Consider the following 14,636-nt stretch of genomic DNA (forward strand, 5'->3'; position numbering starts at 1 on the left):
AACTAATCAACTACCAGGAGCAGTACTATCGATATGGCGGCCACGCCGGTGACGACGGCCCCTTTGTGCTTGATCGTTGCTGTTGACCCAAATGCGCCCAAAATGATTCCCAAGCCGCAACACAAAATCAGCAAAGAGGTTGTCGATGCGATAAGTGACATCGACATGCTGATGCCGCCCGCAGCCGCAAGCATGAGGCCGATGATGAGCGCGGGCCAAAATATGTACTTTTGATCCATTGTATCCTCATCCAGAAAGGACGTTGCCCAGTCCGGCGGCGTCATGGTCGCCGGCATGACGCTCAACGATCAGTTGATTGACTTCGTCGATAACCTCCTGCTTCCGGACATTTTTTCCGGGGCATGCGTGATCGGTAAGGGGATCTTCGTAATGAAGCTTCATTGCTGAAGTATCGAGGCCTAAGATTGCCGAAAGCGTTGCTATCGCCGCCACGGTATTCTTTCTAACTTTCAGGCCCCGGCCGGACGAAAAGGACTCCGTCTCGAAATCGCCAAGCATTTCAGCGCCAATGGATACTTTGTTCCATGAGGGAGAGTGGGTACCGGAAACCGTCAGCGGCGTGAAAACCCATATCGCCAAGTCATCGATAAAGAGATGAGGTCCGGCTTTCCACCCTTTTTGATCTCTGTAGTAAGCTTCCAGATTGGCCATGTGGGATTTCTTGAAGCCGTTCGGTCTCTGGGCCAAAGACGGTATTGCTGTGTTGTGCAGGGTAATGAAGTTGGGCCGCCAATTTATCCATTTCAATTGATGGCAGTAGTTGTCAAATGTGCTCTGCGTAAAGGATTCCCCGACGATCCCCTTCCAGCTCATGGTGTCGTTCCCCAGACAGTCAAATCCAGAGGTAGAAATTTATCCCAATATCAATGTGAATGGCGAGTCTATTTTATGAATTCCCTCTGGGGTAAAGAAAGTTGCCAAACTGTCGGGAAGGCTTCGATCAGGTCGATGTTTTCAGCCCGATCCGCGCGATGAATTTGTCGTAGTCGATGATGGCGCGTTCATGATGGCCTTCGCCTATCGATTCGCGCACGTCGTGGCAGCGGGCGTGGAAGCATAGCTTGCGGCCCTCGATCTCGACCAGCTCCGCCTGCGCGGTCACGGCCAGGCCGATCGGCGTCGCGGCGACATGGCTCAGGTCGACACAGGTGCCGACGGTACGCTGGTGGGGCGCGAGGTAGGGCCGCAGCAACTCGATGCAGGTCCACTCGACGAAGCCGACCAGGAAGGCGGTGGCGAAGACCGGGGGCATGTCGGCAAAGCCGGTGAAAGCGGCCGAGACCCTGGGCACGGTCAGGCTGGCGTCCACGGTTATGGTCTGGCTGTGGCGCAGGCCGGGCTTGAGATCGTCGGGTGTCATGGTGCCTCCCGGCTCGCATTATGGCCGGGGCTGGACATCAGGCAACCGGCTCCATGCGCCGGAACGACAGGGCCTCGGCGACGTGGAGGCGGCCGACCGTCTGCGCCCCGGCCAGGTCGGCAATGGTGCGGGCGACTTTCAGGACGCGGTGATAGGCCCGCGCCGACAGGCGCAGGCGCCTTGCGGCGTCGAGCAGCAGGGCCTGGGCCGGCGCCTCGGGCGTCGCGATCGCCTCGAGCAATTCGCCCTCGGCATCGGCATTGGTGATGGCGCCGCGCACCAGCGCCTTGTCCAGCCGGGCGAAGCGCGTGCGCTGCCGGTCCCGGGCCGCGGCGACCCGGGCCGCGATTTCCCCGCTGCCTTCGGCCGGCGGCGGCAGGGCCAGGTCGGCGGCGGCGACCGGCGGCACTTCCACCGTCAGGTCGAAACGGTCGAGCAGGGGCCGGACAGCCGGGTCTGGTAATCGGCGGCACAGCGCGGCGCGCGCGAACAGGCCAGGCCCGGATCCGACAGGTGGCCGCAGCGGCAGGGGTTCATCGCCGCGACGAGCTGGAAACGCGCGGGATAGGTTACATGGGCGTTGGCGCGGGCAACCACGGCCTGGCCGATCTCGATGGGCTGGCGCAGGGCATCGAGGGCGGCACGCTGGAACTCGGGCAGTTCGTCGAGGAACAGGACGCCGCGATGGGCGAGGCTGACCTCGCCCGGCCGGGCCTTCTGGCCGCCGCCGATGAGGGCCGCCTGGCTGGCGGAATGATGGGGGTTCCTGAACGGCCGGGTGCGGGCGATGGCGCCTTCCGCCAGTTGCCCGGCGACCGACTGGATCAGGCTGAGTTCCAGGGCTTCCGATGGTTCCAGCGGCGGCAGCAGGCCGGGCAGGCGGGCCGCCAGCATCGACTTGCCCGACCCGGGCGGGCCGATCATCAGCAGATGATGGCCGCCGGCCGCGGCGATTTCCAGCGCCCGCTTGGCGCTTTCCTGGCCCTTCACGTCGCGCAGGTCGGGGCCGCCCGCCACCGCCGCCAGTTCACGTGCGATGGGGATGCCCAGGATCTGGGTGCCCTTGAAATGATTGACCAGAGCGATGAGCGAGGCCGGCGCCAGGATGTCGAGCCCGCCGACCCAGGCCGCCTCCGCCCCCGAGCGCTCGGGACAGATCAGGCCGCGGCCTTCGCCCGCGGCCGAGACGGCGGCATTGAGCACGCCCGAGATGGGGTTCAGCCGCCCGTCGAGCGAGAGTTCGCCCAGCGCCACATGGCCGTCGAGTTCCTCGGCCGGGACCACGCCCATGGCCGCCATCAGGCCCAGGGCGATCGGCAGGTCGAAATGCGAGCCTTCCTTGGGCAGGTCGGCCGGCGCCAGGTTCACGGTGATGCGCTTAGGCGGAAGGCCCAAGCCGATGGCGCCCAGCGCCGCGCGCACCCGCTCGCGGCTTTCGCCCACCGCCTTGTCGGGCAGGCCGACGACATTGAAGGCCGGCAGGCCCGACGCCATCGCCACCTCGACATCGACGGGCACGACCTCGATGCCTTCAAAGGCGACGGTACGGATGCGGACAACCATCAGGCGCTGTAATCCCAGGTGGAGGGACCCACCTTAAGCAGCGCGCATCGGCCGGGCCAGCCCAATCCTGCGCTGTGGTCAGAACTCGACGTCGAGTTCTTCCAACTCCTCGGGCTCGGCCTTGGCGGCGGCGATCCATTCGATCATCGGCGGGGTGCTGATGATGCGGTCGCAATAGGCGTCGCACTTGCGGTCCAGCTTGACGTCATAGGTGCGGAAGCGGGTGCAGACCGGGGCGAACATGGCATCGGCCATGGTCGGGCTCTTGCCGAACAGGAAGGGGCCGCCGTAGCTGTCGAGACAGGTGCGCCAGATCGAGACGACATGGTCGATATCGGCCTGGGCCCCGGCCCAGACCTTGAAGTTCGGGTGGAAGGCCTTGAGGTTCATGGGCAGGGCCGCGCGCAGGTTGGCGAAGCCCGAGTGCATTTCGCCCGAGACGGCGCGGCAATGGGTGCGGGCGGCCAGATCCTCGGGCAGCAGCCTGGCATCGGCCACCACCTCGTTCAGATATTCGGCAATCGCCAGCGTGTCCCACACGGTGATGTCGCCATGGGTGAGCGCCGGCACCTTGAACGACGGCGACAGCAGCAGCAATTCGGCGCGGGCCGAAGGGTCGTCGATCGAGAGCACCTTCTCCTTGAAGTCGAGGCCGGCGAGCTTGCACAGCAACCAGCCGCGCAGGGACCAGGACGAATAATTCTTGCTGCTGATGGTTAACGTGGCCTTCGCCATTGCCGCCCTGCCTTAGGTTATGGGTTCCCTGTCCCGAGCCTTGGTTTCCTGCACTGCACCAAAAAGCTGTCTATCAGCCTTCTTGCGACAGTTCCTTATTGCGCTTCGTGATCCGTCCCGCTGATATTGTGGCAGTGCAGCGAAAAATGCACGGGTGAATTCGACGTTGATACACACCTGTTTGGGCATTTTTTTGACCGAACAGGTCCTTGGGGCCGGTGACATCGCATGATGTATGACATCTACCAAGCGCAAGCCGATGTAATGGACCCCTTGCGCGCGCTGGCCCGCGGGACCGCCACGGTGCTGCGCAATCCGATGATGTCGGGCTTCTCGGCCTTCTACCCCTACCGCGCCTTCACCGCGGCCTTCGAGGTCTTCGGCCACACCAGGCTGACCCATGATCGCCCGCCCTTCGACATCAAGTCGGTGACGGTCGGCAACCGCGAAGTGCCGGTGAGCGAGGTGCGCGAGTTCTCCACCCCCTTCGGCACCCTGCTGCACTTCAAGAAGGATGTCAGCGTCGCCCAGCCGCCGGTCCTGGTGGTGGCGCCGCTGTCGGGCCACTTCGCCACCCTGCTGCGCGGCACGGTGCTGACCCTGCTGCAGGACCACGACGTCTACATCACCGACTGGCACAATGCCCGCGATGTCCCCGTCTCGGCCGGGCGCTTCGGCTTCGACGAATATGTCGAGCACGTCGTCACCTTCCTGGAGAAGATCGGCACGCCGGGCCACCTGGTGGCGGTGTGCCAGCCCTGCGTCCATGCCCTGGTCGCGGTCTGCGTCATGGCCATGAACAACAACCCGATGCAGCCGCGCACCATGACCCTGATGGCCGGCCCGATCGACTGCCGCATCAACCCGACGGTGGTGAACAAGCTGGCGACCGACCACCCGATCGAATGGTTCGAGAAGAACCTGATTTCGACCGTGCCCAAACGCCTGCCGGGCGGCGGGCGCAAGGTCTACCCCGGCTTCACCCAGCTCTCGGCCTTCATGAGCATGAACACCGACCGCCACGTGAAGGCCCACCGCGAGCTCTACAACAACCTGGCCGCCGGCAATTACGACAAGGCGGAAAGCACCCGGGTGTTCTACGACGAGTATTTCGCCGTCCTGGACCTCACCGCCGAATTCTACCTGGAGACCGTCAACCGGGTGTTCCAGGAATATGAACTGCCGCTGGGCAAGATGCGCTGGCGCAACCAGACCGTCGACCCGACCGCGGTGCGCAAGACCGCGCTGTTCACGGTCGAGGGCGAGCGGGACGACATCTGTTCCGTCGGCCAGACCGTCGCCGCCCAGGACCTGTGCAGCAAGATCCGCCCCTACAAGAAGTCCCACCACCTCCAGCCCGGCGTCGGCCACTACGGCGTCTTCAACGGCAAGAAGTGGGAAAACCAGATCTACCCCCGGGTCAAGAACATGATCCTGGCGAACGAGTAGGGGCTCATTCTTCGCACGGTCTAAAGGAATTCGGCATGACGACCGTCGACATACGAGAAGCGATCTCCAACCTGTCCAGGCTCATCGCTGCGCTTGAAGCTGGCGATGAGAGCGAGATTGTTATTGCGCGCGACGGCCAGCCGGCAGCGCGGCTGCTTCCGCCGGCGATGGCCACATCCCAAAACCTGAACAAGCGCATCGGTCTCCTCGAGGGCAAATTTGCGGCGCCGCTTGACCTCGACGCCGACGACGAAGAGCTGCTCCGTCTTTTCAACGGGAAGTAACTACAACAGACTTCACGTCTGGATCGGCGTGCGTTTAATCGGAGACGTCGCCCACCCGATTTGCGGCAGGGTGTTTGAAACGCGCCGTGAGGCTGCATCCCCACCGATACTCCAACCGTCATGACCGGGCTTGTCCCGGTCATCCACGTCGGGACGAGCCACATCCGTTGACGCAAGAGGCAGCTTGCCGACGTGGATGGCCGGGACTTCGCCCGGCCATGACGAGTTTGGGTGGTGAGGATGGAAGGAAAATCATCCTAAGCAAGCGACCGCCGCCCCGCCGCCTTGCGGAGCAGGACATAGGCGAGGAAGCCGGCGGGCCCGACCGCGAAGGTCAGGATCAGGCAGGGGGCGAGCAGCCAGTAGGGCACGCCGCGCTCCTTGGCATCGCGGGCCTCCCAGGCGCCGACGAACAGGTCGAAGGCCAGGTAGTGGACCCAGCCCAGCAAGGCCACGACCGGCTTGGTGAACATGAACATGATGGCGTCGAGGGTCAGGCCGTCGCCGGCATTGGGCACCGGCTCAGTAAAGGCGGCGCCGGCGCCGGCGAACAGCAGGAAGACGTAGCAGGCGGCGAGCAGGGCGGGGACGATCCGGCCGCTGATCAGGCGCGGCCCGGGCGTCCAGCCGGGGGCGACGAGCAGCAGCAGCCAGAACGGCAGCACCGCCCAGTTGAGGACCTGAAACATCAGGCCCATGGTCTCGCCGTCGAGGGTCACCTTGATGCTCCCGATTCAGGGCACGCCCAACTGGCGCAGCAGGCATTGAGTGTCGAGCAGGCCCCAGCGCTCCTTGATGCGGCCGCGCTCGATCGCCCAGAAGAAGGTGCCGGTAACGTCGATCCGCGCCCCCGTCGGGGTGATGCCGCGGAACGGCCCCCGGTGCGTGCCGCGGAAGCGGCTGCGCACGGCGACACGGTCGCCCTCGGCGATCATGTCGACCACGACCACATGCAGATCGGGGAAGGCGGCGTGGAGCGAGGCGATCTGGCTCTTCACGCCCGTCGGCCCGCGCACGGCCTCGCCGGGCGAGCCGTGATCGACGAAATCCGGCGCCACCTGGGCATCGATCTTGGCCGGATCGAAGTGGTTGATGGTCGCTTCGTAATGGGCGCGGATCAGCGCCTTGTGGCTCTCGGTCTGGTCGCTCACGCTGCCCTCCCTTGATTTGGCTTTTGTGGCGCGAAGCAGTGCCATGATCGCAAAACTCCGGCGCTCGCGCTAGCCGTCGTCGGGCCGGGGGCGGTGCCTAGCGCCGGGCCTCGATCGCGTCCCAGATCAGGGCGGCGACATTGGTGCCGTCGAAGGCCTCGATCTGCTGGATGCCGGTGGGACTGGTCACGTTGATTTCGGTCAGGTAGTCGCCGATCACGTCGATGCCGACGAAGATCTGGCCCTTGGCCGACAGGACGGGACCGATGGTGTCGCAGATCTCGACCTCGCGCGGGGTGAGCGTGCTGCGCACGGCGGTGCCGCCGACGTGGAGGTTCGAGCGTGATTCGCCCTCGGCCGGCACCCGGTTGATCGCCCCCACCGGCTTGCCGTCGACCAGGATGATGCGCTTGTCGCCCAGGCGCACCTCGGGCAGGTAGCGCTGGACGATGATCGGCTCGCGGTACAGCAGGGTGAAGGTCTCGATCAGGCTGCCCAGGTTCTCGTCGCCGGGCTTCAAGTGGAAAACCCCGGCGCCGCCGTTGCCGAACAGGGGCTTTACGATGATGTCCTGGTGCTCCTCCCGGAAGGCCTCGACCTCGGCCTTGCGCGAGGTGATCAGGGTGGGCGGCATCAGTTGGGGAAAATGCGTGACCAGCAGCTTCTCGGGCGCGTTGCGCACCTCGACGGGATCGTTCACCACCAGGGTCTTGGGGTGGATGTGCTCGAGGATGTGGGTGGCCGTGATATAGGCCATGTCGAAGGGCGGGTCCTGGCGCATCAAGACGACATCGACCGTCGACAGATCGAGCTCGAAGCCCGGGCCGGCGCTGAAGTGGTTGCCCTTCTCGCGCCGCAGGTCCAGCGCCTGCGCCCAGGCGACGACGCGGCCGTTCTTCAGGCTCAGCGCCTTGGGCAGGTAATAGAACAGGCGATGGCCCCGGGCGATCGCCTCCAGGCCGAGGCGGAAGGTCGAGTCGACCGCGATGTCGAAGCTTTCGACCGGATCCATCTGGATGGCGACGGTAAGACCCATGATGCCGCTTTCGTCAGTTGAGGGCGAGGCGCAGGGCCTGGAGCAGGCGCTGCGCCTCGATCGTCTGGTAGCCGTCCAGCGAATGCTCGAGGCAGGCTTCGAGCGCTGCCTTGGCCGCACCCAGGCGGCCCAGGTGCTTTTCGGCCTGGCCGTATTCCAGCCACAGCGCGGCATCGTCGGGGACCAGGCGCAGCATCGAGCGGGCCAGGAATGCCACCCGTTCCACGTCGCCCTGGCCCTGGGCCCGGGTCTTGAGATTGTTCTGCAGACGCAGCAGGACGGCGCGATTGCCCACCGTGTCGGTCAGCGCCGGGGTCAGTTCCTGGTCGGGGCCCATCATCTGCTTGACCAGGCGGCGCAGTTCCATGATCTCCATCACCCGGCCGCCGTTGAACGGGTCGAGGATCACGCGCTCGCCCTTGGTCTCCAGCCGCACCAGGAAATGGCCGGGGAAGGCCAGGCCGTCGAGGGCAAAGCCCGCCCCCCGCGCGGCATGGGTGAACAGGATGCCCAGGGCCACCGGCAGGCCCTTGCGCCGGTCGATCACCCGCATCAGGTTGGCGTTCTGCGGGTCGTCATAGGTCAGGCGGTCGCCGTCATAGCCGAAGCGTTCACCGAAGACCCGCTGCAGGGCCGCCGCCGCCTCGAGCGCGCTGCCGGCCTGGGCATCGCGCACGCCGGCCACGAGGTCGTCGAGATGGTGGCGGTAGCGCACCAGCGAGACGCCCGGCCGGTCGAGGGCGGCGAACAGCAGGGCGATGCCGGCAAGGTCGATCGCCCGGTCGTCGAGGTGCCCGGCGGCGTCGAGCGCCTCCTCGATTTCACCGCGCAGCAGGGGGGCCGGTTCGAGCTGCGGCATTCAGGCGACACTCATCGGGCGGGAATTCTCATTCGGGCGAGACCTGGATCGCGCTGACCACTTTCTGCACGCCCGAGATGCCGCGGGCGATCTCCACCGCCTTGTCGCGCTGCGCCTCGCTGCGTACCACGCCGGAAAGATAGACGATGCTGTTGACCGTTTCGACCCCGATCGAGAAGCCGTTCAGCGAGAAGTCGGTGACGATGTTCGACTTGACCTTGGTGGTAATCCAACTGTCGGAGGCATAGCCGCCCACGCCGCCGTCGTCGGCGACCTGGATCTGGTTGTCGACTTCCTTCACGCCCTCGACCTCGCGGGCCAGCGATTCAGCGGTCGCCTTGTCGGCCGAACTGGAAACCGTGCCGACCAGCAGGACCCGGCCGCGCACCACCTCGACGCTGACGTTGGAGAACAGGCTCTCGGATTTCTTCAAGAAGCGGTCGTTGATGCCGATCCGGATCGTGGCATCGTCCGCCACCTGGCCCGGCGCCCGGTTCTGCGCCGCGACATAGCCGGCCGTGCCGACGGCGCCGACGGCGGCGGCGACGCAGCCGCCCAGGCTGGGGGCGGCCAGGGCAAGGGTCAGGAGGGCGGCGGCAGGTTTTACGTTCATGGTCGCTCCGTGGCCGTCGAGGGCCGTCTCAATCGATTCGCCACGCATCCCTTATATGGGACGGTGGCCGCCAGGGCACTATCAGGATCGCGTCGAAGCGCGGCTGAAGGCTGGCAAGGCCTGGATGCTGGGCCAGAAAAAAGGCGGCAGCGCGGCCGATTCGCTGCCGCTGGCGCAGGCTGACCGCGTCGGCCGCCGCCGTCCAGCCGTCCCGGCGCTTGACCTCGATGAAGGCGACGACGCCGCCGCGCCGGGCAACCAGGTCGATCTCGCCCTGCTTGCAGCGCCAGTCTCGGGCCACGATGCGCCAGCCACGCAGGCGCAGCGAGGTGGCGGCGAAGAACTCGGCCAGGCGGCCGGCGCGCTGGGCCTGGCGCCGGGCCTTGAGGCTCACGGGGCGGCGGCCTTCAGCGCCATGGCCCGGGCATAGACCTGGCGCCGGGGCAGGTTGAAGGCCGCGGCGACCTTGGCCGCGGCGGCGGAAGGCCCGGCATGGGCCAGTTCCGCCTGGAGGGCGGCGTCGATCTCCGCCTCGCTGGCGCCCGCGGCCTCGGTCGGTGGGCCGATGACCACGACGACCTCGCCCTTGGGCGGGCCGGCGGCGGCGTAGTGGGCGGCGAGGCTGTCCAGCGTCTCGCGCCGGACCTCCTCGAACAGCTTGGTCAGTTCGCGCGCGACCGCCGCCGGGCGCGGGCCCAGCACCGCCGCGGCGTCGGCCAGCATATCGGCCAGGCGCTGGGCCGATTCGAGGAACACCAGGGTGGCGCGGACGGGGGCCAGTTCGCCCAGGGTCTCGCGCCGGGCGGCCGATTTGGGCGGCAGGAAGCCCGCGAACAGGAAGCGGTCGGTGGGCAGGGCGGCCAGGGTCAGGGCCGCCAGGACCGAGGAGGCGCCGGGCAGGGTGGTCACCTTGATGCCGGCCGCCACCGCGTCGACCACCAGCCGGTAGCCGGGATCGGAGACCAGCGGCGTCCCGGCGTCGGAGACCAGCGCGATCACCGCGCCCTGGGCCAGGCGGGCGAGGATTTCCGGCCGCACTTTTGCCGCGTTGTGATCGTGATATGGCATCAGCGGCCGGTGCAGGCCATGGATCTGCATCAGCCGGCTGGTCACCCGTGTGTCCTCACACACAATGAGATCGGCGGCCGCCAGGACGTCGAGCGCGCGCAGCGTGATGTCCCGGGCGTTGCCGATCGGCGTGGCGACGAGATGGAGGCCGGGCCCCGGTTTACTTGGGCGCCCGCCGCCGCTACCTTGGCCGCCCGATGGTTCGAGCCCCTCCCAAGGGTCAAGTGCAGGAGAGAGTTCCGGTGCATCCTCTGGCAAAGGCACAGACGGCGGTCCGCCGGCCTCAGTTCCGCTCATCCTTGGGTGTCCTCCTTGTGCTTGGCCTGGCTGCCTGCGGGGTCCGTGCCCCCGACCCTACCCTCAATCAGCCGCCGCCGTCAGCCGTGACGGTGCCGACCCCGGTCGAGCCGCAGCGCACCCAGGTCGGCCTGGTGGTGCCGATGAGCGGCCAGGCGGCCGAGGTGGGCCGGGCCTTGCAGGATGCCGCCGAACTGGCCCTGTTCGACTTGAACGCCCCCGACATCGAATTGCTGCCGGCCGATGCCGGCACCTCGGCGGCGACGGCGACGGGTGCGGTGCAGAATATCCTGGTCGGCGGCGCCGATGTCGTGATCGGCCCGCTGGGCGCCACCTCGGTCAAGGCCGCAGCCCCGGCCGCGCGGGCCAGGGGCCTGACCGTGCTGGGCTTTTCGACCGACCGCAGCGCCGGCGGCGGCGGCGTCTACCTGATGGGCTTCATGCCCGAGGAGCAGGTCTCGACCGTCGTCTCCCATGCCGCCGATGCAGGGCTCAAGCGCTTCGGCGCGCTGATCCCGCTGGGCGCCTACGGCGAGGTGGTCGGATCGGCCTTCGAGGTGGCGGTGGGCTCTCACGGCGGCGCCGTCGCCGGGGTGGAGCGCTACAAGTCGGGCAGCCTGCAGCCGACCGAAAGCCTGAAGGCGCTGCTGGCCCCCGGACCGGACGGCCGGCCCCAGGTCGATGCCCTGTTCGTGCCCGAAGGCGGGGCAGCACTTGCCCAGGTGACCTCGGTGCTGGCCGGCCTGGGCTTTGATTCGCGTGCCGTGCGCCTGCTGGGGACCGACCAATGGTCGGGCTCCAACCTGGGCAGCGATCCCCTGACCCTGGGCGGCTGGTACGCCGGCCCGTCGCCCGACCGGTTCGAGCGCTTCGCCAGCCATTTCCAGGGCGCCTACGGCCACCGCCCGCCGCGCATCGCGGCCCAGGCCTATGACGCCGTGACCCTGGCGGTGCTCCTGTCGCGCCAGGCCGGCGGCTTCGCCGACGCGGCCCGGGTCCTGACCGCGCCCGACGGCTTCGCCGGCGTCGACGGCCTGTTCCGCTTCCGCGCCGACGGCGTGCCCCAGCACGGCCTGGCCATCCTGGAAGTCACCGCCTCAGGCCCCCAGGTCATCCGCCCCGCCCCCGAGACCTTCACCGGGCAAGGGTTCTGACGCGCTGCACCGGCAGCCTGCGTCCTTCGAGACGGCCCTGCGGGCCTCCTCAGGATGAGGAGAATCTTTATGGCAAAAAGACTCTCCTCATCCTGAGGAGCCGTCGAAGACGGCGTCTCGAAGGACGCACCATGCGTCTCCAGGGCCTTACAGCCTGAACACCCGTTTGGCGTTGCCGCCCAGGAACAGGGCCTTGGTACGCTGGCCTCAAGTCTCTTGCGCTCAAAAGAAACTAACGTATGATCGTTATTAAAAGGGAGGATTACCGTGAGCAACAGCCTGCCGCTCCTGGACTTTGACCTGGGCGAGGATATCGAGATGCTGCGCGACAGCGTCCGCTCCTTTGCCGACCACGAGATCGCGCCGCGCGCGGCCGAGATCGACCGGACAAACCAGTTCCCCATGGACCTGTGGCGCAAGATGGGCGACCTCGGCGTGCTGGGCATCACCGTCGACGAGGAATATGGCGGCGCCGGCATGGGCTACCTCGCGCATATGGTGGCGATGGAGGAGATCTCCCGCGCCTCGGCTTCCGTGGGCCTGTCCTACGGTGCCCATTCCAACCTCTGCGTCAACCAGATCAAGCTGAACGGCACGGCCGAACAGAAGCGCCGCTATCTCCCTAAGCTGATTTCGGGCGAGGATGTGGGCGCGCTGGCCATGTCGGAGCCCGGCGCCGGCTCGGACGTGGTCTCGATGAAACTGAAGGCCGAGAAGCGGGGCGACCGCTATGTCCTGAACGGCAACAAGATGTGGATCACCAACGGGCCCGATGCCCAGACCCTGGTGGTCTATGCCAAGACCGATCCCGCCGCCGGCCCCAGGGGCATCACCGCCTTTCTGGTCGAGAAGGGCTTTGCCGGCTTCTCGACCGCGCAGAAGCTGGACAAGCTGGGCATGCGCGGCTCCAACACCTGCGAACTGGTGTTCCAGGATTGCGAAGTGCCGCAGGAGAACATCCTGGGCCGGCTGAACGACGGCGTGCGCGTGCTGATGAGCGGGCTCGACTACGAGCGCGCGGTGCTCTCGGCCGGGCCGCTGGGCATCATGCAGGCCTGCCTGGACGTGGTGCTGCCCTACGTGCGCGAGCGGCGCCAGTTCGGCCAGCCGATCGGCGATTTCCAGCTCATGCAGGGCAAGATCGCCGACATGTATGTGGCGCTCAATGCCTCGCGCGCCTATGTCTATGCCGTGGGCCAGGCCTGCGACAAGGGCCGGGTCAGCCGCCAGGACGCCGCCGGTGCCATCCTCTATGCCGCCGAGAAGGCGACCTGGATGGCGCTCGAGGCGATCCAGTGCCTGGGCGGCAATGGTTACATCAACGACTATCCCACCGGCCGCCTGCTGCGTGACGCCAAGCTCTACGAGATCGGCGCCGGCACGTCGGAGGTGCGGCGCATGCTGATCGGGCGCGAGCTGATGAAGGGCATGGCATGACCATTCTCGAAAGCCTGGCCGATCCGCGCGGCGACAGCTTCAAGGCCAATGCGGCCGCCATGGGCGCCCTGGTCGCCGACCTGCGCGAGAAGGTCGACGCGATCCGCCTGGGTGGCGGCAAGGCGGCGCGGGACAAGCACCTGGCGCGCGGCAAGCTGCTGCCGCGCGACCGCATCCGCACGCTGATCGATCCGGGCTCGCCGTTCCTCGAATTCTCGCAACTGGCGGGCTTCGGCCTCTATGGCGGCGAGGTGCCGGCGGCGGGGATCATTACCGGGATCGGCCGGGTGGCGGGGCGCGAATGCGTGATCGTCACCAACGACGCCACGGTGAAAGGCGGCACCTATTATCCGGTCACGGTGAAGAAGCACCTGCGCGCCCAGGAGATCGCGGCACAGAACAGGCTGCCCTGCATCTACCTGGTCGACTCGGGCGGCGCCAACCTGCCCAACCAGGACGAGGTCTTCCCCGACCGCGATCATTTCGGCCGCATCTTTTTCAACCAGGCCAACATGTCGGCCGAGGGGATCCCCCAGGTCGCGGTGGTCATGGGCTCGTGCACCGCGGGCGGCGCCTATGTGCCGGCCATGTCGGACGAATCGATCATCGTGAAGAACCAGGGCACGATCTTCCTCGGCGGCCCGCCCCTGGTGAAGGCCGCGACCGGCGAGGTGGTGAGCGCCGAGGAACTGGGCGGTGCCGATGTCCACAGCCGCACCTCGGGCGTGACCGACCACTATGCCGAGAACGACGCCCATGCCCTGGGCATCGCCCGGCGCATCGTTGCCAGCTTCAACACGGTGAAGCGCCCCGGCGTCGAGATCCGCGCGCCGGTCGCCCCGCGCTATCCGGCGGAGGAGCTGCACGGCATCGTGCCGCTGGACGCACGCAAACCCTATGATGCGCGCGAGATCATCGCCCGCATCGTCGACGACAGCGCCTTCGACGAGTTCAAGGCGCTGTACGGCCAGACCCTGGTCACCGGCTTTGCCCATGTCTGGGGCTATCCCGTCGGCATCATCGCCAACAACGGCATCCTGTTTTCCGAAAGCGCCCAGAAGGGTGCCCATTTCATCGAATTGTGCTGCCAGCGCGGCATCCCCTTGATCTTCCTGCAGAACATCACCGGTTTCATGGTCGGGCGGAAATACGAGGCCGGCGGCATCGCCAAGGACGGCGCCAAGATGGTGACCGCGGTCGCCATCGCCAAGGTGCCGAAATTCACCGTGGTGGTGGGCGGCAGCTTCGGCGCCGGCAACTACGGCATGTGCGGCCGGGCCTATTCGCCGCGCTTCCTGTGGATGTGGCCCAATGCCCGCATCTCGGTCATGGGTGGCGAGCAGGCGGCCTCGGTCCTGGCCCAGGTTAAGCGCGACAATATGGAAGCCCAGGGGCAGCGCTGGTCCAAACAGGAAGAAGAGACCTTCAAGGCACCCCTGCGCGAACAGTACGAAACCCAAGGCCATCCCTATTACGCCAGCGCCCGCCTGTGGGACGACGGCGTGATCGATCCGGCCGATACCCGCATGGTGCTGGGCCTGGGGCTTTCGGCGGCGATGAACGCCCCGGCCGAGGCGACCCGCTTCGGCCTGTTCAGGATGTGACCGCG

The 14,636-nt window shown here is 66.8% G+C and carries 16 protein-coding genes and 1 pseudogene; 5 read left to right on the top strand and 12 right to left on the bottom strand.

What is annotated here, in order from left to right:
• Window positions 1-2: 2 nt before the first annotated feature.
• The 5 genes and pseudogenes from D3874_RS28195 to D3874_RS24710 all read right to left on the bottom strand — a co-directional run bounded on the left by D3874_RS28195 (window position 3) and on the right by D3874_RS24710 (window position 3,679).
• Window positions 3-239, bottom strand: a complete 237-nt coding sequence (locus D3874_RS28195) for a hypothetical protein (protein WP_158596203.1) — start codon at window positions 237-239, stop codon at window positions 3-5.
• Window positions 240-246: 7 nt separating this feature from the next.
• Window positions 247-834, bottom strand: a complete 588-nt coding sequence (locus D3874_RS24695; RefSeq protein ID WP_119781986.1) for a peptidoglycan recognition protein family protein — start codon at window positions 832-834, stop codon at window positions 247-249.
• A gap of 127 nt (window positions 835-961) precedes the next feature.
• Complete coding sequence (locus D3874_RS24700; RefSeq protein WP_119781988.1) at window positions 962-1,381, bottom strand: thioesterase family protein; 420 nt, start codon at window positions 1,379-1,381, stop codon at window positions 962-964.
• A gap of 37 nt (window positions 1,382-1,418) precedes the next feature.
• Window positions 1,419-2,944, bottom strand: a pseudogene (locus D3874_RS24705) (YifB family Mg chelatase-like AAA ATPase).
• Between the two features lie 78 nt (window positions 2,945-3,022).
• On the bottom strand, window positions 3,023-3,679 hold the full coding sequence (locus D3874_RS24710) for a glutathione S-transferase family protein (RefSeq protein WP_119781989.1): 657 nt from the start codon (window positions 3,677-3,679) through the stop codon (window positions 3,023-3,025).
• A gap of 228 nt (window positions 3,680-3,907) precedes the next feature.
• Between D3874_RS24710 and D3874_RS24715 the strand changes: the two genes are divergently transcribed.
• Window positions 3,908-5,128 (top strand): polyhydroxyalkanoate depolymerase, encoded by a 1,221-nt coding sequence (locus D3874_RS24715; RefSeq protein WP_119781991.1) that lies wholly within the window; start codon window positions 3,908-3,910, stop codon window positions 5,126-5,128.
• A gap of 35 nt (window positions 5,129-5,163) precedes the next feature.
• Window positions 5,164-5,412 carry a type II toxin-antitoxin system Phd/YefM family antitoxin gene (locus D3874_RS24720; protein WP_119781993.1) on the top strand — a complete coding sequence of 83 codons (249 nt, stop codon included), beginning with the start codon at window positions 5,164-5,166 and terminating at the stop codon, window positions 5,410-5,412.
• A 257-nt stretch (window positions 5,413-5,669) separates the two neighbouring features.
• Here the strand turns inward: D3874_RS24720 and D3874_RS24725 are convergent, their stop codons facing one another.
• The 7 genes from D3874_RS24725 to rsmI form a co-directional block, all read right to left on the bottom strand.
• Complete coding sequence (locus D3874_RS24725; protein ID WP_119781995.1) at window positions 5,670-6,131, bottom strand: ABA4-like family protein; 462 nt, start codon at window positions 6,129-6,131, stop codon at window positions 5,670-5,672.
• A 15-nt stretch (window positions 6,132-6,146) separates the two neighbouring features.
• Complete coding sequence (locus tag D3874_RS24730; protein WP_158596204.1) at window positions 6,147-6,563, bottom strand: ester cyclase; 417 nt, start codon at window positions 6,561-6,563, stop codon at window positions 6,147-6,149.
• Window positions 6,564-6,660: 97 nt separating this feature from the next.
• The gene (gene gshB, locus D3874_RS24735) at window positions 6,661-7,599 is read right to left on the bottom strand and encodes a glutathione synthase (protein WP_119781999.1); all 939 of its coding nucleotides are present in this window, start codon (window positions 7,597-7,599) and stop codon (window positions 6,661-6,663) included.
• Between the two features lie 13 nt (window positions 7,600-7,612).
• Complete coding sequence (locus D3874_RS24740; RefSeq protein WP_119782001.1) at window positions 7,613-8,458, bottom strand: SirB1 family protein; 846 nt, start codon at window positions 8,456-8,458, stop codon at window positions 7,613-7,615.
• Between the two features lie 28 nt (window positions 8,459-8,486).
• A complete protein-coding gene (locus D3874_RS24745; RefSeq protein WP_158596205.1) occupies window positions 8,487-9,071 on the bottom strand; it encodes a BON domain-containing protein in 585 nt (194 codons plus the stop codon).
• Between the two features lie 28 nt (window positions 9,072-9,099).
• Window positions 9,100-9,465, bottom strand: a complete 366-nt coding sequence (locus D3874_RS24750) for a YraN family protein (RefSeq protein WP_119782004.1) — start codon at window positions 9,463-9,465, stop codon at window positions 9,100-9,102.
• A complete protein-coding gene (rsmI, locus tag D3874_RS24755; protein WP_119782482.1) occupies window positions 9,462-10,403 on the bottom strand; it encodes a 16S rRNA (cytidine(1402)-2'-O)-methyltransferase in 942 nt (313 codons plus the stop codon). The genes D3874_RS24750 and rsmI overlap by 4 nt, the downstream gene beginning before the upstream one ends.
• Before the next feature lie 119 nt (window positions 10,404-10,522).
• Here rsmI and D3874_RS24760 point away from each other — a divergent pair, with 119 nt between their 5' ends.
• From D3874_RS24760 to D3874_RS24770, 3 genes are all read left to right on the top strand, one after another.
• Window positions 10,523-11,590 carry a penicillin-binding protein activator gene (locus D3874_RS24760; protein WP_158596206.1) on the top strand — a complete coding sequence of 356 codons (1,068 nt, stop codon included), beginning with the start codon at window positions 10,523-10,525 and terminating at the stop codon, window positions 11,588-11,590.
• 267 nt (window positions 11,591-11,857) lie between these two features.
• Entirely contained in the window at window positions 11,858-13,027 is a 1,170-nt protein-coding gene (locus D3874_RS24765; protein ID WP_456306435.1) for an isovaleryl-CoA dehydrogenase, read from the top strand.
• Window positions 13,024-14,631 carry a carboxyl transferase domain-containing protein gene (locus D3874_RS24770; protein WP_119782007.1) on the top strand — a complete coding sequence of 536 codons (1,608 nt, stop codon included), beginning with the start codon at window positions 13,024-13,026 and terminating at the stop codon, window positions 14,629-14,631. Before D3874_RS24765 ends, D3874_RS24770 begins: the two co-directional genes overlap by 4 nt.
• Window positions 14,632-14,636: the final 5 nt, after the last annotated feature.

Origin of the sequence: Oleomonas cavernae, assembly GCF_003590945.1 — a bacterium.
GTDB classification, from domain to species: domain Bacteria; phylum Pseudomonadota; class Alphaproteobacteria; order Zavarziniales; family Zavarziniaceae; genus Zavarzinia; species Zavarzinia cavernae.